The organism is Amycolatopsis sp. A133 (assembly GCF_031082405.1).
Lineage (GTDB): Bacteria > Actinomycetota > Actinomycetes > Mycobacteriales > Pseudonocardiaceae > Amycolatopsis.
The window spans coordinates 125,536-145,827 of sequence record NZ_JAVHJU010000057.1 but is presented as its reverse complement, the minus strand read 5'-3'; the positions used below and the strand labels follow the sequence as shown (position 1 = coordinate 145,827).

Here is a 20,292-nt window from a genome sequence, read left to right as displayed (position 1 = left end):
CGTCGAGGGCCGGCCGTCAGCCTGTGACGCGGTGCGGCGGGGTGGTGCCGGTCCGTTCGTCGCCGTAGCTCAGCCACGTTCCGATCGGGGCGTGCTGCCCGACGCCCGGCCGGCTGTAGTCGCACACACCTCCGGGGAACGCCGCCCGCAGCCGCTCCCGGTCCGCCGCGGTGAACGGCACCGGGTAGTCGCCGAAGTTCAACGGCTTCAACCGGCACTTCAGCACATCCATGGCCAAGCCCTCCCCCGCGACCATCCGGGTGTTGGCCGCCACCGGGTACTGCACGCCGCACCGGCCGCTCGCCGGGTACGTCAGCTTCTCGGTGATCCGCGACGCCGCGGACAGGTAACAACCATCGCCGAGGTCGGCCGGCCGGTTCGCCAGTACCTTCTGCTGACGGCTCCGGTGCGACCCGTCGGCGTCGATCGCGGTCAGCCAGCGGTCCATCGCGTCCAGCTCGTAGGCACTGGCCGCCGCCGCTTCGGCCGCGGTGGCGTGGTTTTCGATGATGACCTGGTTGCCCGCGGTGCCGTTGGCCCGCAGAAGCCGTTGCCGCAGCACGTAAGACCACTCGGTGGTATGGATGTCGTTGCCGAACCCGGCGAGGTCGAGATCGGTCCGCTGGTCGATGATCGGCGTTTCCCGCAACCCCTGCGACGCGGAATTCACGATGTCCTCGGCGTACACCGTGTGGAGCGCCTTCGGATCGGCCGCGATCCGCTGCGGCACCGGGTTTCCGGTGTGGTCGAGGCCGCCGATGCCGGCGTTGAGGTCCGCGAACTGCGCCGCGGTGATCGTCCCGGACTTCAGCGCGGCCAAGCCGTACTGCACCCCGGTGGTGTCGAGCGGGCTGCGCACGAACCCGGTCCTCGGGTCCCGGCCGAGCTGGTTGGCCAGCTGCTCGTTGGAGTTGCACTTCACCCCGCGCGGGTTGGTGACCGGATCCCACCGCGCCGGGACCGGGATGGCCGCGTTGCAGCTGCCGGTCGCGGTGGCGCGGCTGGCGAAGGTCTTGTCCCAGGAGACGCAGGTGTCATAGCTGGCGAAGCCCGCAACGGCCTGCTTCTGCGCCGCGGTGAACGAGGCACCCGGCCCGCCGAAGTACCGCTCCAGCAACCGGCAGTCCGACACCGGACCGCCCGTGCTCAGCGGGTCCGGGAACGAGACGCCGGGGATGATGCCGTCGACGATGCCGGGGTAGTTCTCCGCGATGTCGTACTGCTGGATCGCCCCGCCGGAGCCGCCCCAGCCGATGGTGTGGGCGACCGGGCCGTAGGTCTCGACGAAGTGTTCCTTGACCATCATCGCCGCTTCGGCCGAGATGATCGGGCTGCAGTTGTTGTCGAGCACGTTGAGGCTCGACGACGTGACCGCGTAGCCCCGGGCCAGGAACAGGTCGTTGACGACGCCGCCGGTCGAGCTGCCCTGGTGGTAGCCCGCGTTGCAGCCGCCGCCGAAGGTGTAGACCAGCTTGCCGTTCCAGCTGTGCTCCGGCGAGACGGGCGAGGGTGCGCCGTCGTAGAGCGCCGCCATCTCGTAGACCGCGCGATCGATCGTGCCGCGCTCGACGCGGACCACGTACGGCACGGCGCGCCCGTCGACGGTGGCCGTCGCGAGGTCCGCGGGCCGGGTCGCCGGGTCCGCCAGCGGCGCGAACGCCCCGGCGGTGGTCCGGTACTGGTAGCTCACCTGGGTCGGCGCGCTGCAGAAGGGCTGCGTCGCCGCGGGCAGGCCGAACGCCTGGGTCTCGCAGTAGAACGGGCGCTGCTGTGAGCCGGAGAAGACCGGCCCGGTGATCGGGTGGTTGGTGACGCGCAGGTTCGCCCGCCGGTCCGCGCCGGGACCGCTCACCCGGGCGCTCAGGTCGTTGGCACCGTCGCGCAGGCCGGTGACCAGGCCCAGCAGGCTGCCGTCCGGCTGGGCGCGGAAACTCGAGGTCACGTCGTGGCCGTTGGCGCTGACGTCGACCCGGCGCGTCCGCTGCGGCGGGACGACCTTGACCAGGACCTGTCCCCCGCTGACGAGCGCGGGCCGCGGATTCGACACCGTCTCGATGGTCGGCTGCCGCCCTGGTGGAGTACCGGGTGCGGCCACCGCGCTCGCGGTCCCCATCAGCAGGACCGGCACGGCCAGGGCCGCCACCACGGTGGATGAGCGCAACACACGGTTCGCCACCAGAGACTCCGCTCGCTCGTGGCGTCGCGCCGTTGCGACACCGGGCCGCTGCCGGTATAGCACCCGCGGCACGGCGGGAACAACCGCCCCGCGGCGTCCCGGGTAGCCGGCCGCACGGACCACCAGCCGGCTGTCTCCTCGAGCATGCCCGCGTGGCCCAGCGCCCGCGCCCGGCCACGTCGCCGATTCCGGAACTCAGCCGCGCAGGGCGCTGCCGGCCTGCCAGGCGGTCCAGCCGATGGCCCAGTCGCCGTGGCCGTTGTTGATGGCCAGCTGCGGGCCGCCCGAGTTGGTCACCTCGACGACGTCGCCGACGTTGAAGGTGTCGAAGAACCACTTGGCGTTCTCGGTGTTCATGTTGAGGCAGCCGTTGGACACGTTGTCGCTGCCCTGCACGCCGACCGTCTTCAGGTTCTCGTGCAGGTACTCGCCGTCGTTCGAGATCCGGACGTTCCAGTTCTCCGGCGCCTTGTAGTAGCCGGGGTCGCCCTCGCACACGCCGTAGCTGCAGGAGTCCATGATCTTGTGGTCCTCCTTGCCCAGCACGGTGTGCGTGCCGGTGAAGGTCGGCGTCGGGCCCCGCGGCGGGGTGTCGACCGTCTTCCCCATGCTGATCGGCGCGGTCTTCACCAGCTGACCGTTGTGGAACGCCTTGATCTGGTGCGTCTTGCCGTCCGCCTTGGCGACCCAGGAGTCGTGCACCTTGTAGGTGGCCGAGACGTCCTGGCCGCCGTACACGCCGCCCCCGATCGGCAGGCCGAAGGTCGTGGTCTCGAGCTTCACGGACGAGCCGGCCTTCCAGTACTCCTTGGGCCGGAAGTGCACTTCGCGCTTGCCCACCCAGTACCAGCCGCCGGTCTGGGCGGGCGAGGACGTCACCTTGAAGGACTTCTCCACCGTGGCTTTGTCGGCGATGTCGTGGTCGAACTTCAGGCCGATGACCAGGCCGACGCCGAAGTCGCCCGACGCCGCCTGGAAGAGCGCGGGAGTGGCGACCCCGGACGGCTTGAGGGTGTGCACTTCCCCGCGCTGCTCGGTCGCCGCGCCCGCCTGGTTCACCGCGGTGGCGGCCACTTGATAGGTGGCCCCGTACCGGAGGCGATCCTTGCTGGTCCACATCGTCTTGTCCGGCGAGAGCTCGCCTTCGACGCCGTTGCCGGTCTGCGGGTTCGTGACCGTGACCGCCTGCAACGTGCCGCCCGAAGCCTTGACGACGATCGGGTCCTTCGGGCTCAGCTGGTCCCCGCCCTCGAACGCCACCGTCGCGGCCGGTACCCCGGGCGCCGTCGCCGTCCCTCCGGCGGTTCCGGCCGGGAGCGCGGCCCCCACGGTCTCGCTCTGTCCACTGCAGGCAGCCAGCAGCAGGGCCCCCAGGCCGAGCCCGGCGATGCGGATCATTCTCACGATCCACAAGACGTCCCAGCCCTTGCCGAGTTGAGTAACGATCCGATCTCTCGAGGGTGGCGGCACATCCTGCTGCGGTGATCGCGGTGTGGGCACTAGCGGGTCTGTGGGCCTTCGCGGAGTATCCGCCAGCACAGGTAGAGGCAGACGCCCGCTGAGGGCGCCCCGCCCAGCAACGTGGCGGCGATGCCGAGCGCGGTGGTCTGCCCGGCCACGTACAGCGGCATCTGCACCGCCGTCGCGATGGTGCACTTCACCACGAACACCGCCGTGCACAGCTGGTAGCGCCGTCGCGCTGCCGGGTCGTGTCGCCAGCCGGACCGGTCGCGGCGCACCGCCCCCAGCACCAACCCGACCACCGGCCACCGCACCAGCATCGACAGCAGGAAGACCGCCCCTTGCGCGGCCTGGATCACCACGGCCGGGAGGTAGAAGTCGATCGCCTGCCCGGTGGTCCCGGCCAGCAGGGCGGAGCCCCCGACGACGGCCAGCCCGATCGCCGCCGACCAGTAGCGCCGGTCGGTCCACACCCGCACGACCGCGAGCACCGCCACCCCGCCGACGGCGATCAGCGCGGCGGTCCACACCCGGCCGGTCAGCAGGTAGGCGACCAGGAACACCACCCGGGACGCGACGCCCTCGGCGACCGTGCGCCAGCCGCCCACCGCGTCGAACAGCGACAGGGACTTCCGGGTCAGCACGTCGAGGCTCATGCGCTTGCCTTCGCCGCGACGGGCGTGAAGCTGGTGCGGCGCATGGTTTCTTCATGGGCGCCGATCGCGCCGAGCAGGCCGAGCCGGCCACGGTCCGCCTCGGCCAGCGCTTCGGCGAGGCGGTGCGCGTCCCGCATCGCCAGGTTGCCACCGAAACCCGGGGCCAGGTGGATGGCGTCGCCGATGACCGTCACCGGACCGGCGGGCCAGGCGGGCATCGGCGGGATCGTTCCGATCCGGAGCGCGGCCGTGACGTCCGGCCAGGCCTCGGCGACGATCAGCCGCAACGTCGGGTGCAGGTCCGCGGCCAGGTCCTGGGCCTGGCGCCACACCGTGGCCGCTGAGCCGGACTGCTCTCGCGGGCCGGGCAAGGCCCACATCACGTAGTCCTCGGCGTCGGCGACAGCGCGGGAGCTCAGCGCGGGCAGCAGTTCCTCCCGCGCGGTCACCGGCCGCCGGGTGAACCGCAACACGCCCAGCACCATCATCGCGGCGCCCCCCTGCACGGCGGCCGGGCTGTCACCGACCAGGCCCGGCAACCCGGTGCCGGCCACCGCTCGCAGCGGAGTCGCGCCCATGATCATGCGTCGTCCCGTGTCGGCCACCCGCACGTCCGGCAGGTACTGGCGGCGAACCGCCGAACCGATCCCGTCCGCGCCGACCAGGACGTCCCCGGTGTCCGTGCCGCCGTCGGCGAAGAAGGCCCGGACCGTGCCGTCCGCGCGCGGTTCGAAGCGCGTGAACTCCGCTCCGAACCGGACCACGTCGTCCAGTCCCGTCAGCAGCACCGCGCGGAGCAACGGCCGGTCAGCCTGGCGGCCGGGCCGCGCCCGGCCCGCCACACCGCCGGACGGCCGGGTACCCACGACGGTCAGCTCTCCCGCCACCTCGGACAGCACCAGGGTCTGCTCGCGCGGCCCTCCCATGGTGGCCTCCGCCATCGCGGCGTGCGCCGGGGGCAGGCACGCCCGCAGCGCCGCGGCGCCCCGGTCGTCGACGTGCAGGCTCACGCCCTGCGGACGGCCCTGCGCGCCATCCCGCTCGTACACCGCGACGTCGACGCCCGCCCGGCGGAGCCCGTGGGCCAGCGTCAGCCCACCGAGACCGGCGCCGATCACGATCACCCTCATGTCCTCACCCTTTCTTCACCACCTGATGAAGAACACGCTACGGCGGGTCCGTGCAAAACTCCACCGACCGATGAAGAAAGGGTGTTAAGCTTCGGTGGTCATGACGGAAGACGGCACCCACGGCCGCCCCGGACGCTGGCGGTCCGGCGCGGAGAGCAAACAACGGATTCTCCGGACCGCGCGGGAACTGTTCGGCGAGCACGGTTACGGCGCCACGACCGTGCGCGCGATCGCCACCGCGGCGGGGGTCGATCCGGCGATGGTGTTCTACTTCTTCGGCACCAAGCAGGGCCTGTTCGGCGCCGCGGTCGAGATGTCCGGCAACGTCCCCCCGGCCATCGAGTCGATCTTCGCCGGCGGCCTCGACACCATCGGCGAGCGCATCGTCCGGACCCTGGTGGAGAACCTCGACAAGTCCGGCCGCACCCCCCTGGTGATGCTGACCAGATCGGCACCGACCGACGCCCAGTCCCAGGAGCTGCTGCGCGAGTTCATCGACCGCGAGATCACCGACCGCCTGGCCTTGCTGCTCGGCACGCCGGACGCCGCGCTGCGGGCCGCCATGGTCAACGTCCAGATCCTCGGTCTCACGGTGGCGCGGTACATCATGCGGATCGAACCGATCGCGTCCTGCTCCGTCGACGAACTGGTCGAAAGGTTCGGTCCCCTGGTCCAGCACTGCCTGACCGGGCCCACGGCGTCATCATGACCGCTTTCCACTACCAGGCGTCCCTGGCCGGGCACTTCTGATGCGTAACCGATGTGTTACGCTTCTTGGGTGGACGAGGTGGCCGGCGCGATCGCGGACCCTGTGCGACGGAAAATTCTGGTGATGCTGCGTGACGGGCGGATGTCCGCAGGCGAGATCGCCGAGCACTTCGTGATCAGCAGGCCCGCCGTGAGCCGCCACTTGCGCGTCCTCCGGCAGAGCGGGCTGATTCGCGACGAACTTGTGGGCAGGCAACGGTTCTACGCACTCGACGCCGAGCAGTTCACCGAGCTCGCCACGTGGCTCACCCAGTTCCTGCAACCTTCCGGCTGGGAACACCGCCTCGACGCGCTGACCACAGAGGTCTACCGCACCCGCCGCGCCCACCGCGCGGACGACCGACGTAAGGAAACCACGGCATGAACCGCCCCCCGACCGGCCGGCTGTTCCGCACCGGCACCGGAAGCGATCTCGTCCTGAGCCGGACGTTCCGCGCACCCGCCGAGGACGTCTGGGCCAGTCTCACCGAACCCGAGCGCACCGCCCGCTGGTTCGGTCCGTGGGAAGGTGAGGCCGCACCCGGCCGGACGATCAAAGTGCAGCTGGCGTTCGAGGATCAGGCACCGTGGTGCGATCTGCGCATCGACGCGTGTGAGCCGCTCCGGCGGCTGGCCGTGTCGATGACCGACGAGTCCGGGACCTGGCGGATGGAACTGCTGTTGTCCGAGGCGAACGGTTCGACCGAACTGCGGCTCGTACAGCATCTCGACACCGAGGACCGAGCGGGCGAGGTCGGCCCCGGCTGGGAGTACTACCTCGACATGCTCACAGCCGCACGTGACGGCTCACCCCGACCGAACTTCGGCGACTACTACCCCGCGATGAAATCCTACTTCGACGAGTTGTCCCCCCAGCCCTGACGGCGTCCAGCGGTGCCGTTCCGGAACGCGAACCGGTCGCGGAGTCACGCGCGGACCGCACCACCGGCGGACACCACGAGTGTGATCGGCCAGCGAACCCCCTCGGCCTCGCCCGGCAACCGCCGGCGCGAAACGAGGTCCAGCTGTTCGTCCGTCAACCGGCCGCCGGTGGCGATGCAGCATCGCACGACGGACCGCACCTCTTGGTCCACCGAGTCCGGCGGCAGGTCCCGCTCCCACAGTTTCAGCGCGTGCAGCGCCGCACGACGCGACACGTCCGGGTCCGAGGCGTACCAGTGCCCGCCCATCCGGCTCGGCGGCGGATCGCCGGGCGAGGGCACCCGCCGGCCGAGTCGCTTCTGCTTCACGCGTGCGTTGGCGTACGAAGCGACCTCCTCACGCCACACCGCGCGACTGGCCTCCAACGCCTCGAGCGCCCGCAGCAGAGCCGATTCGTGGTGCTGATACCGCCCGGCCAGCTCACCGAGGAAGCTCAACGTCGCCCGGTGGCCGATCGGGTGGTACAGGCCCACACACGAACACAACGCCGCGACCCGCCGGCCGTGCGCCAGCCGCCCATCACGCACCCTGCGCGCCCGCTCGGTGAACCCCACCGGCAGACAGTACCGATCTGCGCTTCAGCCGCGATGAGGTTTTCAGACTCGACCCGTTCCCCCACGGGCGAAGTTCGGTTCCGCCGCTTCCAGTCGTGGTACCGCAACACCCAGCCGTCGTGCTTCGGCGAGGGTGTCCCGGCAGATCTCCCGCGGCTCCTCGGCGTCGGGGTCGGAGTGCGCCTCGAAATTCACCCGCAGCGGCGTGACATGAGCAGTCAGCCAGGCAAGCACGGGCGCCATCAGCCAGGTGGGCGCCCGGAACAGCAGCACACCGCCCCGGTGACGTCGCAGGTCGATGCCGCGCGCCTCGAGGAGCGGCAGCAGCTCGCGGCCGGTCAGCAGCGCCTCGCGGAAGCCGCTCGTCGACCCGGCCAGCTCGGACAGGGAACCCAGCCTCAAGCCCTGCGAGAACAGGCCGGCATCCGACACAAAATGGACCCACAGCCAGCCGCGTAAGTCAGGCCGCTCCTTGAGCCGGAACCCGGCCTCGCGAAACGCCTGACGCACGGCCCGTTCCCGGTCGGTCGGGGGTGGGCCGAGGGTGCCGAAGACGACCGACGGCAATATCCCCCCACGGAGCACGCCGTCCGCGCCGAAACCGCCGCCGGCCTGGGGAAAGCCCCAGGCGATCCGGTCGAGCGGGAGCGCGCCGACCGCGGCCCGCGGCTCGGTCCAGATGTTGCCGAAGACCAGCACCGTGGCCTGGCCGACCCGCGGGGCCAGGAAGGCCGTCGCCTCCGCGAGGCGGTGGTGCGGCACGCTGAGCACGATCAGGTCGAAGTCGTGGTCCGGCGCCAGCGCCTCGCGGTAGCGCACCGGCCACTGCTCGACGACGCGCTGCCCCCACACGCGCCGCCGCATATCGAACAGGTCGAGGCCGATCGCTTCCCCGTACGTCGCCGCGCGGCCCGGGCGGACGTAGAACTCGACGTCATGTCCCGCCTTTTGCAGGGCCCAGCCGTAGATGGTGGCGATCACGCCTCGGCCGAACATCAGGATCTTCACACTGCACCTCGTGGGGTACGATCGATCTGGAGATCATCTCCACTTTCAAAATATGGAGGTCATCTCCATTTGTCAACGATGAGGTAGCGCATGACCGCCGACAAGCCGCTGCGGGCCGACGCCCAGCGCAAGCGCGAGGCCCTGCTCGCCACCGCACGGGAGGTCGCCGCCGCCGGCGACTTCTTCGACCTGCGCTTCGATGACTTCGCCCGCTTGGCCGGGGTGGGCACCGGCACGCTGTACCGCCACTTCCCCACCCGGCAGGCGCTGGCCGAGGCGGTCTACCACGGGGAGGTCGCCACGCTGTGCGACCGCGCCCGCCGGCTCCAGGCCACGCTGCCCGCGGCGGAGGCGTTGGCGACCTTCCTCCGCGGCATGGTCGACCACATGGACGCCCATCAGGGCCTCGCCCGGACGCTGGCCACGCTCATGGCCGATCGCTCCAGTGCCCTCGCCGAGGGCAGCCGGGCGCTTGAGCAGGCGGTCACCGACCTGGTGGCCGCAGCCGTGAAGGAAGGCGCCGTCCGCGACGACGTGGACGCCGGCGCCGTCATGATGGCGCTGCACGGCATCGGCGCGGCCCATGACCGCCCCGGTTGGCGAGCCGAAGCCGACGACGTCATCACCCTCGTGCTGGACGGACTGCGCCGGCCGCACTCGGACGGATAGCTCGCGCGATCCGCACCGGACAACCGCGGCGGCCGTCCCGGCGTACTGGAGGCATGACGTCGTCGAGGTCCTGGCTGCCCGAGGCCGCCTTGTTGTGGCTTCCCCTGGTGGCGCTGGTCGGCGGGATCGCGGTGGTGTCTCGCTGGCAGTGACGTCCCCGTGCCGCTACTGCCTCGAGAGCGCCCACGGCATCAGCTTCTCGGTGAGCGCCCGGCTGAACGGACGCACCAGGGCCTGCAGTTCGACGCAGGCGGACTCGCCGATATGCGCGTAGGGACGCACGCTGCGCTCGTCGGTCGCCTTCTCGATTTCCGCTCGGCGGGCCGCACCGTCGGGTGTGAACGTCAGGTCGGCGTCTTCGATGAGCCAGCCCCGCGCACGGAGGCCGCTGACGGCCGCACTCCAGTCGGCCTCGGTCCACGCCCGTGAAGTGCGCAGGGTCTCGGCGGGAACGGCACCGGACGCGGCGTGGGTGACGAGGGCTTCGATGCCGCTCAAGCCGGCCGTCGACAGGGCGGCGACGTGTGCGTCGCCGCGGTACTCCCGAAGCAGGGTCTGCGCGTGCCAAAGAACCAGATGGGGCTCGGTGGGCCACGGAAGGGCCGTGTGGGCCGCGAACAGGGGGCGGCCGGCGACGTCGCCGGCGACCGCCTCGGCGGCCGCACGCAGGAGAGTGGCGGCTCGGCGCAGCTCGGGTGAGGTGATCGCGTCGCCCAGTGTGCCACGCAAGGCCTGGTCGGCCGCGGCGTAGCGGGCGGCGAGGACAGCGGCCGGGTCGGTCACGGACCAGACGCCGTCGAGCGACTCCGCGACGAGGACCGGGTTGAAGTTGTAAAAGGTGGCGACCACGACCGGCGCGGGAACCACGCCGAGCGCCGCCGACCTCGACGCGAAGTAGCCGGCGCGGCCGCGGAGACCGAGTTCCCCATACGCGGCAGTGGCTTCCGGGGCGAAATAGATCATCCCGTGGTAGGGCTCGAGAAGTCGCCAGGTCTGCCGCGCCACATCGATCACCGGGCCAACATACCATCCGGTCGGTACGCTCGATCCGGGATCAGTGCCGAGCAGTTGTGGTTCCGAAACTCCGCGCGGTGTCGGCGCCGATGCACCGGGGGAGTGATCTTCTGACAGCGAGGCGCAAGCAATCAAGGACGCCATCGCGTCGACGGGCTGACCGGTGACGTCCGCCCGGCGAGCTCCATCGCCGCGTCAGCTCTCAATAGCCGTGGGTGTGTCGCTGAACGCCCGGACGAACGAGGACACACAATCCTCCGGAGTCTGCAGCGAAGCGACGATGTGCCCGTCGATGCGCAGCGGTGGGTCGAGCGGCACCGCGCGGACCCGGCGGGCGGCGAACTCCGTCAGCTGCTCGGCGGTCAGCAGCGTCCAGGCTCCGTGCCCACCGCCGACCTCGATGAGGACCGTGAGGACCGAGCCGGCCGATCGGCCCGTCGAGCCGGGGCCCGCGCGGTGCAAGGCCGACGTGACCGCGTCGTTCAATGCCGGGTCCTCCGCGCGGGCGGGCAGGCGCAGGGCGGCGCGGTCCAGGTCGGCCAGCCGCACCAGCGGTGAGCCGGCCGCCGGGTGCTCGTCGGACACCACGGCCAGCAGCGACTCCGACCACGCGCGCACCACGCGGACGCCGTCCGCCTCCACCGGACCGCGGACCAGCGCCAGATCGAGCTCACCGCCGCGGACGGCCGCGAGCCGTGCCGGAACCGGGAGTTCGACGAGCGAAGGCTGAGCGGGCCGGGCTCCGTCGAGCAGGAGCTCCGCGGCGCGCTCCAGCCGCGCGGTCAGGCCGGGGGCGACCCCGATCCGCAGGTGGGCATCGGGTTCTCCGGCGACCACGCGCACGCGTGCGGCCGCGGCGAGCGTCTCCCGGGCGGCCTCCAGTACCCGCGCGCCGGCCGGTGTGAGCCGGACGTACCGCGGGGAGCGGTCGAACAGCCGGGTGCCGAGATCCCGTTCTAGCCGCGCGATCTGGTGGCTCACCGCGGGCTGCACGATGTTGAGCCGCTCGGCGGCCCGGCCGAAGTGCAGCTCCTCGGCGACGGTCACGAAGTACCGCAGCGCGCGCAGTTCCACGGTCCTCCCTGCGGACGGCACGATGACAAAAAGTGATCGCTGAGCAGTCTAGGTGGGGCTGGTTCCGCCGGGCGCCGCCGACTGGGATGGAGGCATGCACATCGGCACCGGTTTGATCAACCCGCCCTCCCCGGCCGAGGTGGTGGCCGCCGCGGCCGACGCCGCCGGCCGCGGCCTCGCCGCATTCTGGACCAACCAGAACCCCGGCGGCTGGGACCCGCTCACCCTGCTGGCCTCCCTCGGCCGGCGGCCCGCCGAGGTCGGCACGGCCATCGTCGCCACCTACCCCCGCCACCCCGTCACCACGGCCACCGAAGCACTCACCCTCCAAGCCGCCGGCGGCGGTGGTCTCACCCTCGGCGTCGGCCCCAGCCACGCCTGGTACGTCCAGGACCAGCTCGGCCTCCCCTACACCTCCCCCCTGCGGCACACCCGCGAGTACCTCACCGTGCTGCGCCCCCTGCTGACCGGCCGGCCCGTGCGGTTCGACGGCGAGTTCTTCACCGTCGACACCCGGCTCGACATCACCGCTCCGGCGCCGAGCCTCCTGCTGTCGGCGCTCGGTCCCCGCATGCTCGAGCTGGCCCACGACCTCGCCGACGGCGTGGCCGCCGCCTGGGTCACCCCGGACATGGTCGCCCGGCAGATCGCCCCGCGCACGGCCCCCGGCGCGCGCATCGTGGCTCAGGCCGTCACGCTGCTGAGCCCGGACCCCGACCGCGCCCGCGCCGACTTCGCCGGGCAACTCGCCACGGTCGGCACCATGCCCGCCTACCGCGCCTCACTCGACCGCGCCGGGCTCGCCAACCCCGCCGACACACTCGTCATCGGCGACGACACGACCATCACCGACGCCGTGAAGCGCTATGAAGACGCCGGAGTGACCGACCTCATCGTCGTACCCCTCAACGACCGGAGCCGCACCCTGGACCTGCTCACCTGAATCACCGGCCGGGACGGGCGTTCACGGCACCGGCCGGTGCCGTGAAGCCGCCGGTCTCCCGCTCGAGCAGTTCGGCCAGCCGCAGCGGGGTGCGGTCCTCGAACATCGGGCCGATGAGCTGCACCCCGACCGGCAGGCCCTCCGGGGACCGGCCGGCGGGAACGGCGGTGGCGGGCAGGCCGGGCATGGTGGCCAGGCCGGCCCAGACGAGCTGGTCCAAGTACGGGTACTCGACACCGTCGATGTCGATGCGCCGTTCCAGCGGGTTGGGGTGGTGGTCGTGCGGGAACGCGGGCGTCGGCGTGATCGGGCACACGACGGCGTCGAACTCGGCGAACAGCTGCCGCCAGCCGTGCCGGTGGAGCTCGCGGCGGTTGTTCGCCACCATCCAGTCGCGGTGGCTGGACACCATGGCGCGCAGCCGCACGGCGTCGAGGCTCCGGTCGTCCGCGCTCAGCCCGGCGGCGCGGATCTGCAGCTGCTCGTACGAGTCGGTGGGGAACCGCGCCACGGAACCCGAAATCAGCAGTTGCATGTAGAGCGTCGCGGCTTCGGTCAGCTCGGGCAGCAGCGAACTGTGCCGTCGGACGCGGGCGCCGCCGTCGACGAGTGCGTCGGCCACCCGGTTCACGCCGGCCCGCACGGCGGAGCCGGTGGCGATGAGCGGGTGCTCGTCGAGGACCAGGACCCGGAAATCGCGGAGCCGCTCGTGGCGCGCGGGCGGCAGTGCCAGACGATGGGCCACGCCGTGCGTCAGCGGATCCGGGCCGGCCATGACGTCGAGCAGGAGCGTGAGATCGCGGGCGCTGCGCGCCATCGGACCGACGACGGCGAGGTCCAGGTCGACCGGCAAGGCCGGCTCGGCCGGCGGGACCATCCCGCGGGCGGCCGCCAGCCCGAGCGTCGGCTTGTGCGCGTAGACGCCGCAGAAGTGCGCGGGGGTGCGCAGCGAGCCGGCGATGTCGGAGCCGATGGACAGCGCGCCGAACCCGGACGCCAGTGCCGCCGCCGACCCACCGGAGGACCCGCCTGGCGTGCGAGCGGGATCCCACGGGTTGGTGGTGGTGCCGTAGATGTTGTTGAAGCTCTGGATGTCCTGCAGCCCCAGGGGCACATTGGTCTTGCCGAGCACCACGGCGCCCGCGGCCTTGACGCGCGACACCTGAACGGCATCCTCGGCCGGCAGGTGGTCCCGGTGCGGCGGCATGCCCCAGGTCGTCGCCAGCCCGGCGACGTTGTACGACTCCTTGACCGTCACCGGAACGCCGAGCAGCGGCCGGTCCTCACCACGCGCCCGTGCCCGATCGGCCTCGCGCGCGGCGGCCCGCGCCCGGTCGAAGTCCCGCACGCAGATCGCGTTGATCACCTCGTCGTCACGCTCGATCCGGGCGATCGCCTCGTCGGTCAGTTCCACCGAAGTCACCGCACCGGCCCGCAATGCGGCGACGAGTTCTTCGGCCGTTTCGTAGCTCCATTCCATGAATTCGAAGCTACCGAGGGGCCTGAGAGGACACGAAATTCTGGTTGACGCAATGGGGAGTCACTTCGCCGGCGTAGTCTCGCACTCGATTTACGTCCCGCGGTGTCCCATTGCAGGTCACCGGGCGACGGTGGGTTGAGTCCGCCCGTGTGAGACATGAAATGCCGCATGGGGCAACAGGATGGATGTCTCAATTCTTGTTAACCACATCGTTTGCCGGCGGCCTCCGTATGCGCAAGCTACGACGGATGGCCCCCTGGAACGCCGCCGAACCGCCTACCGCGCCCACCAACGCTTTACACAGCCGATCCCGCTCCTTACGCTTCCGCTCTGGAAGCGCTCCCAGACCAGAGGAGACGGCGTGCGCACTTCGACGACGAAGTCGATGGCCCAGGTGATCGCGGTGCTGCTCGTGCTCGGCCTGACCGTGGTGATCCCCGGCATGTCCGCGACCGCCCACGCCGCCGGGAAGTTCAACTACGGTGAGGCGTTGCAGAAGGCCGTCTGGTTCTACGACGCGCAGCGCTCCGGTGCGCTGCCCGCCGGCAACCGGGTGTCCTGGCGGGGTCCGTCCGCCCTCGACGACGGCAAGGACGCCGGCCTGGACCTCACCGGGGGGTTCTACGATGCCGGTGACCACGTCAAGTTCGGGTTGCCGTTCGAGTTCAGCATGACCATGCTCGCCTGGGGTGCGCTGGAGAACCGCGCCGCCTACCAGAGTTCCGGCCAGTGGCCGTACCTGCTCTCCAACCTGCGCTGGGGTGACGACTGGCTGATCAAGGCGCACCCGCAGCCCGACGTGCTCTACGGCCAGGTCGGCAAGGGCGACGACGACCACAAGTGGTGGGGCCCCGCCGAGACGATGACCATGGCGCGGCCCGCCTACCGCGTCGACGACTCCTGCCCCGGCTCGGACCTCGCCGGCGAGGCCACCGCCCAGCTGGCCGCGAGCTCGATGGTGTTCCGGGCGGACGACCCCACCTACGCCGCCACCCTGCTCACCCACGCCAAACAGCTGTACTCGTTCGCCGACAACCACCGGGGCGCCTACTCCGACTGCATCACCGACGCCAAGAACTTCTACAAGTCCTGGAGCGGCTACCAGGACGAGCTGGTCTGGGGCGCCATCTGGCTCTACAAGGCCACCGGCGACACCGCCTACCTGACCAAGGCGCGCACCGAGTACCAGAAGCTGGCCACCGAACCGCAGACCACCACCCGTTCCTACCGCTGGACGCTGGCCTGGGACGACAAGTCCTACGGCGCCTACGTCCTGCTCGCCCAGCTCACCGGCGACCCCCAGTACCTCGCCGACGCGAACCGCTGGCTGGACTGGTGGACCACCGGCGTCAACGGCCAGCGCGTGCCCTACTCCCCCGGCGGCCAGGCCGTGCTCGACCAGTGGGGCTCGTTGCGCTACGCGGCGAACACCGCGTTCGTGGCGCTCACCTATTCGGACTGGTTGCGCGCCACCGATCCCACCCGCGCCGCCACCTACCACGACTTCGCCGTCCGGCAGATCAACTACGCACTGGGCGACAACCCGCGCGGCACGAGCTACGAAGTCGGCTTCGGCGTCAACCCGCCCCGCAACCCCCACCACCGCACCGCGCACGGCTCCTGGGCCGACAACATCAACGAACCGGCGCTGAGCCGGCACACCTTGTACGGCGCGCTCGTCGGCGGCCCCACCACGACCAACGACGCGTACACCGACGACCGCACCAACTACACGATGAGCGAGGTGGCCCTCGACTACAACGCCGGCTTCACCGGCGCGCTGGCCCGCCTCTACGGCGAGTACGGCGGTGCCCCGCTGACGAGCTTCCCCCCGACGGAAACCCCGGACGGCCCGGAGATCCTGGCGCAGGGCGCGCTCAACCAGCCGGACGGCGGGACGTTCACCGAGGTCAAGGCGTATGTGATCAACAAGTCGGCGTGGCCGGCGCGCGCGTTCACCGGTTCGCTGCGCTACTACTTCACGCTCGACGGCGCCACCACGCCCGGCCAGATCTCGGTCACGTCCGCGTACAACCAGTGCGACGCGCCCACCCTGCACCAGTTCTCCGGCGCGGTGTACTACGTCGAGGTGCCGTGCTCCGGCGGCGTCGCGCCCGGCGGTCAGTCCCGCTACCGCAAGGAGATCCAGTTCCGGATCAGCAGCACCGGCACCTGGGCCCCCGGCAACGACTGGTCGCACACCGGGCTCGCCCCCAGCGGGAGCGCGCCCGTCGACGATCCCCAGCTGGTGCTCACGCAGGGTTCCGCGGTGCTGTGGGGCAACCAACCGGGACAGTCCACAACGGACACCACCGCGCCTGCCGCGCCCACGGGTCTGACCGCCACCCCCGGCAGCACCAGCGCCACGCTCAGCTGGACCGCCGCCACCGACGACGTCGGCGTCGCCGGGTACGACGTGCTGAACTCGGCCGGTGCGACGGTCGGCAGCACCGCGAGCACCGGCTACCAGGTCACCGGGCTCGCCCCCGGCACCGCGTACACGTTCTCGGTGCGCGCCCGGGACGCCGCCGGCAACCAGTCCGCGCCCAGCAGCCCGGTGTCGGTCACCACCACGACCGGCGGCGGCAACCCCGGCACCGGCTCGCTCGCCGTGCAGCAGCGGTCCGGCAGCGGCACCGCCGACAACCAGATCCGCACCGGCCTCCAGATCGTCAACCGAGGCAGCTCGCCCGTCACCTTGAGCAGCGTCACCGCGCGCTACTGGTTCACCGGCGACGGCAGCAACCCGGGCTACCAGATCTGGTGCGACTACGCGGTTCTCGGCTGCGGGAACATCACCCTGCGCGTGGTGAAGCTCAGCACGCCACGCCCGGGGGCCGACGCCTACGTCGAAGTAGGCTTCGGCGGCGGGACCCTCGCCGCCGGCGCGAACACCGGCGAGGTCCAGGTCCGGGTGGCCAAGGCCGACTGGTCCGCCTTCACCCAGTCCGACGACTACAGCTACCGCACGGCGGCGTCGTTCACCGACCTCGCCACGGCCACCGCCTACCAGTCCGGAACCCTCGGCTGGGGCACCGAACCCTGATCAGCGGTCCGGCCGGCCACGAACGGCAGCCGCATCGGCGTCCGGTCCCGCCGTTGCCGGTGCGGCCGTGGTTGGATACCCGCTCACCGGTCTTGTCGACGGCAAACCCTTTGCGCTACGGTGACCTGGGAGCGCTCCCAGTCGGGCTGTCAGCGAAGACGAAGCCAGTTGCCTCGCATTCCGTGAGAGAGGAACACCATGCGAGCTATCCCGAGAAGGAAGCGCACGGTCCCCCGCTCGGGCCTGCGAGCGGTGGCCACCGTGGTGCTGCTGGGCCTGGGTGTTGTGCTCCCGTCCCCGGCCGCCTCGGCCGCCACCGTGGACACCGGTGCGTCGTACGTGCTGGTCAACCGCAACAGCGGCAAGGCGCTGGACGTATCCGGAAGCGCCACCTACGACGGCGCGCAGATCACCCAGCGCACCCGCGACGACCGCCTCTCGCAGCGGTGGCAGTTCGTCGACTCCGGCGGCGGCAACTACCGCATCAGGTCCCGGAACAGCGCCATGGTATTGAGCTTTCCCTCCACCGCCGACCGGGCCGGGCTGGTGCAGAGCACCGACACCGGCCGCGCCGGCCAGCAGTTCCGGCTGGCCGATTCCGCCGGCGGCGACGTGCGCCTGCTCAACCGGGCCAGCGGCAAGGCCGTGGACGTGCTGGGCGCCTCCACCGCCGACGGCGCCCGGGTCGTCCAGTGGCCCGACTCCGACGGCGCCAACCAGCGGTGGCAGCTGGTCAAGCTGAACGCCGACACCACGCCACCGACCGCGCCGGGCACCCCCCGCACCTCGAACCTGACGTGCACCGGGGTGACGTTCTCGTGGTCGGCGTCGTCCGACGACGTCGGGGTGGCCTTCTACGACATCTACCACGACGGGCAGTTCATGACCTCGGTGCCGGGCACGGCGCTCTCGGCCGAGCTGACCGCCGTGCCGGGGGCCACCTGGGGCCTGTACGTCAACGCCCGCGACGCCGCGGGCAACGTCTCCCAGGCCAGTTCCACGGTCACCGTCACCGTGCCGCAGTGCCAGGCCGACACCGAGCCGCCCACCACCCCCACCGGCGTGACGGCGACCGCGTCGGGCACCACGGTCACCGTGCGCTGGTCGCCGTCCACCGACAACGTCGGCGTCACCGGCTACGAGGTGCTCCGCGACGGCACCGTGGCCGGGTCCACCAGCGGTGCGGCCACGACGTCGTTCACCGACAGCGGCCTGGCCGCGAACACCCGCTACCAGTACCAGGTGCGGGCGCGCGACGCCCAGGCCAACCGCTCGGCCGCGAGCACGGCGGTCGTGGTCACCACGGGTACCTCCTGCGCCACGGCGCTGTGCTCGGTCACCAAGGTCGCCACCGAAACCGACCTGCCGTGGGGCCTGACCACGCTGCCCGACGGGCAGGTGCTCTACGGCCGCCGCGACGCCTTCGAAGTCGTCCGCCTCGACCCCGCCACCGGCGCGAAGACGGTGGCCGGACGGATGCCGAACGTGGCGGGAACCGACGGCGAGGGCGGGGTGCTCGGCCTCGCCGTGGCCACCGACTTCGCGGCCGACCCGTGGCTGTACGTCATGCACACCAGCTCGACCGACAACCGGGTGGTGCGCATCCGCTACAGCGGTGGGGTGCTCACCGGCAGCCCGCAGGTGCTGCTCACCGGAATCCCGCGCAACAAGTACCACAACGGCGGCCGGCTGCGCTTCGGGCCCGACGGCAAGCTCTACATCTCGGCCGGCGACGGCCAGAACAGCGAGTGGGCCCAGGACCTCACCATCCTCGCCGGCAAGGTGCTGCGCATCAACCGCGACGGCAGCATCCCCTCGGACAACCCGTTCGGGACCCCGGTGTGGAGCTACGGCCACCGCAACCCCCAGGGGCTCGCCTTCGACTCCCAAGGCCGGCTGTGGGAACAGGAATTCGGCAACAACGTCATGGACGAGACCAACCTGATCGTCCGCGGCGGCAACTACGGCTGGCCCCGCTGCGAGGGCACCACGGGCAGCTGCGCCGAATCCGGCTTCATCGCGCCCAAGCGCACCTACCCCGTCGCCGAAGGTTCGTGCAGCGGCATCGCCGTGGTCCGCGACGCCCTCTACATCGCCTGCCTGCGCGGAGCGCGGCTGTACCGGGCCGCGATTTCCGGGGACAGCCTGACCGACGTCCAGCAGTACCTCACCGGCACGTACGGGCGGCTGCGCACCGTGGAACCGTCCGCCGACGGCGGTTTGTGGCTGACCACCAGCAACTACGGCGACAAGGACAGCATCGTGAACAACAGCAACGAAAGCATCTTCAAGGTCGAGCTCGGACGGTGAACCCGGCCGCGGGCCGGGACGACCGGCCCGCGGCCGTTTCCCCTCACGGAAGGAGAGCCGTCATGGCTCACCGCAGGACACCCCGGCACCGTCGCACGTGGACGGTGACGGCGGCGGCGATCGTCATCGCGGGCGTGGTGACGCCCGCGGCGTCCGGTGCCACCCCGGCGTCACCGTGCCCACCGGACGGGACCTACGGCCCGCCGTTGCCGAGCCAGGCGGTGACGTCCCAGCTCATCCGGAGCGGGTTCAACTTCCTCGAAGGGCCCACCTGGGACCGGCGAACGGGCACCCTGCTGCTGTCGAACATGCAGAACGCCACCGGTCCCCAGGGCGTGCAGCCGTCGGCCGTGCTGCGGTACACGCCGCCGGCCACGTTCGAGACGTTCATCGCCGCCTCCGGCAGCAACGGACTGGCGATCACCGCCGACGGCACGCGGGTGCTCGCCGCCACCCACGACAACCGCACCGTTTCCGCCTACAACCTGAGCGACCGCAGCCGGACGACCGTCGCGGCCGGCTACCTCGGCCGCGCGTTCAACTCGCCGAACGACCTGACCACCGGCCGGGACGGCACCACCTACTTCACCGACCCGAACTACCAGCGCGGCAACCGCGCCGACGAGCAAGGCGGCCGGACCGGCGTCTTCCGCGTCCGCGACGGCGTGGTCAGCCTCGTCGACGACTCGCTGCCGCAGCCGAACGGCGTTGTCCTGTCCCCGGACGGCAAGACGCTCTACGTGGGAGCCACCGGCGCCAACGTGATCATGAAGTACACCGTCTTCCCCGACGGCAGCACCGGCAACCGCACGACGTTCGCGAACATGAGGACACCGGACGGCGCGACCGTCGACTGCGCGGGCAACCTGTACTGGGCCTCCTACGACGAAGGGCTCGTCCACGTCTTTTCCCCTTCGGGGGCCCAGCTCGGCACCATTTCCGCCGGTCGCAACACCACCAACGCGGCGTTCGGCGGGCCGGACGGGCGGACCCTGTACCTCACCTCCGGGGTTTCCGGTGGCGGGTTCGGTCTGTACCAGACGCACCTCAACGTGCCGGGCAACCCCTACTGAACGAGCCAC

17 protein-coding genes are annotated in these 20,292 nt (G+C 71.2%); 8 read left to right on the top strand and 9 right to left on the bottom strand.

The features are described 5' to 3' along the window. Positions 1-16: 16 nt before the first annotated feature. From Q5425_RS33220 to Q5425_RS33205, 4 genes are all read right to left on the bottom strand, one after another. Positions 17-2,176, bottom strand: coding sequence for a DUF6351 family protein (locus Q5425_RS33220; RefSeq protein WP_308676305.1), 2,160 nt, complete (start codon positions 2,174-2,176; stop codon positions 17-19). Positions 2,177-2,371: 195 nt separating this feature from the next. After that, positions 2,372-3,574, bottom strand: coding sequence for an Ig-like domain-containing protein (locus tag Q5425_RS33215; RefSeq protein WP_308676304.1), 1,203 nt, complete (start codon positions 3,572-3,574; stop codon positions 2,372-2,374). A 101-nt stretch (positions 3,575-3,675) separates the two neighbouring features. Further along, the gene (locus Q5425_RS33210; RefSeq protein ID WP_308676303.1) at positions 3,676-4,293 is read right to left on the bottom strand and encodes a DUF3159 domain-containing protein; all 618 of its coding nucleotides are present in this window, start codon (positions 4,291-4,293) and stop codon (positions 3,676-3,678) included. Continuing rightward, a complete protein-coding gene (locus tag Q5425_RS33205) occupies positions 4,290-5,423 on the bottom strand; it encodes an FAD-dependent monooxygenase (protein WP_308676302.1) in 1,134 nt (377 codons plus the stop codon). Before Q5425_RS33205 ends, Q5425_RS33210 begins: the two co-directional genes overlap by 4 nt. A gap of 100 nt (positions 5,424-5,523) precedes the next feature. Between Q5425_RS33205 and Q5425_RS33200 the strand changes: the two genes are divergently transcribed. The 3 genes from Q5425_RS33200 (at position 5,524) to Q5425_RS33190 (ending at position 7,052) form a co-directional block, all read left to right on the top strand. Next, positions 5,524-6,132: a TetR family transcriptional regulator gene (locus Q5425_RS33200; protein WP_308676301.1), complete on the top strand. Its 609-nt coding sequence runs from the start codon at positions 5,524-5,526 to the stop codon at positions 6,130-6,132. Between the two features lie 69 nt (positions 6,133-6,201). After that, positions 6,202-6,555, top strand: a complete 354-nt coding sequence (locus Q5425_RS33195) for a metalloregulator ArsR/SmtB family transcription factor (protein WP_308676300.1) — start codon at positions 6,202-6,204, stop codon at positions 6,553-6,555. Then, entirely contained in the window at positions 6,552-7,052 is a 501-nt protein-coding gene (locus tag Q5425_RS33190; RefSeq protein WP_308676299.1) for an SRPBCC family protein, read from the top strand. Before Q5425_RS33195 ends, Q5425_RS33190 begins: the two co-directional genes overlap by 4 nt. A gap of 44 nt (positions 7,053-7,096) precedes the next feature. Here Q5425_RS33190 and Q5425_RS33185 read toward each other — a convergent pair whose 3' ends face one another. Beyond that, positions 7,097-7,666, bottom strand: a complete 570-nt coding sequence (locus tag Q5425_RS33185) for a hypothetical protein (protein WP_308676298.1) — start codon at positions 7,664-7,666, stop codon at positions 7,097-7,099. 42 nt (positions 7,667-7,708) lie between these two features. After that, positions 7,709-8,674 carry a 2-dehydropantoate 2-reductase N-terminal domain-containing protein gene (locus tag Q5425_RS33180; RefSeq protein ID WP_308676297.1) on the bottom strand — a complete coding sequence of 322 codons (966 nt, stop codon included), beginning with the start codon at positions 8,672-8,674 and terminating at the stop codon, positions 7,709-7,711. Between the two features lie 90 nt (positions 8,675-8,764). On the opposite strand from Q5425_RS33180, the gene Q5425_RS33175 reads away from it, so the two are divergent. After that, positions 8,765-9,343, top strand: coding sequence for a TetR/AcrR family transcriptional regulator (locus Q5425_RS33175; RefSeq protein WP_308676296.1), 579 nt, complete (start codon positions 8,765-8,767; stop codon positions 9,341-9,343). Between the two features lie 165 nt (positions 9,344-9,508). Here the strand turns inward: Q5425_RS33175 and Q5425_RS33170 are convergent, their stop codons facing one another. After that, a complete protein-coding gene (locus Q5425_RS33170; protein ID WP_308676295.1) occupies positions 9,509-10,357 on the bottom strand; it encodes an SCO6745 family protein in 849 nt (282 codons plus the stop codon). A 195-nt stretch (positions 10,358-10,552) separates the two neighbouring features. Beyond that, positions 10,553-11,431 (bottom strand): LysR family transcriptional regulator, encoded by an 879-nt coding sequence (locus Q5425_RS33165; protein WP_308676294.1) that lies wholly within the window; start codon positions 11,429-11,431, stop codon positions 10,553-10,555. A gap of 94 nt (positions 11,432-11,525) precedes the next feature. On the opposite strand from Q5425_RS33165, the gene Q5425_RS33160 reads away from it, so the two are divergent. Beyond that, positions 11,526-12,374 (top strand): LLM class flavin-dependent oxidoreductase, encoded by an 849-nt coding sequence (locus Q5425_RS33160; protein ID WP_308676293.1) that lies wholly within the window; start codon positions 11,526-11,528, stop codon positions 12,372-12,374. 1 nt (position 12,375) lies between these two features. Here the strand turns inward: Q5425_RS33160 and Q5425_RS33155 are convergent, their stop codons facing one another. Next, positions 12,376-13,854 carry an amidase gene (locus Q5425_RS33155; protein WP_308676292.1) on the bottom strand — a complete coding sequence of 493 codons (1,479 nt, stop codon included), beginning with the start codon at positions 13,852-13,854 and terminating at the stop codon, positions 12,376-12,378. Positions 13,855-14,215: 361 nt separating this feature from the next. Here Q5425_RS33155 and Q5425_RS33150 point away from each other — a divergent pair, with 361 nt between their 5' ends. The 3 genes from Q5425_RS33150 to Q5425_RS33140 all read left to right on the top strand — a co-directional run bounded on the left by Q5425_RS33150 (position 14,216) and on the right by Q5425_RS33140 (position 20,283). After that, positions 14,216-16,900 carry a glycoside hydrolase family 9 protein gene (locus Q5425_RS33150; RefSeq protein ID WP_308676291.1) on the top strand — a complete coding sequence of 895 codons (2,685 nt, stop codon included), beginning with the start codon at positions 14,216-14,218 and terminating at the stop codon, positions 16,898-16,900. Positions 16,901-17,152: 252 nt separating this feature from the next. Continuing rightward, on the top strand, positions 17,153-19,210 hold the full coding sequence (locus tag Q5425_RS33145) for a PQQ-dependent sugar dehydrogenase (RefSeq protein WP_396135316.1): 2,058 nt from the start codon (positions 17,153-17,155) through the stop codon (positions 19,208-19,210). Between the two features lie 62 nt (positions 19,211-19,272). Then, positions 19,273-20,283, top strand: coding sequence for an SMP-30/gluconolactonase/LRE family protein (locus tag Q5425_RS33140; RefSeq protein WP_308676289.1), 1,011 nt, complete (start codon positions 19,273-19,275; stop codon positions 20,281-20,283). Positions 20,284-20,292: the final 9 nt, after the last annotated feature.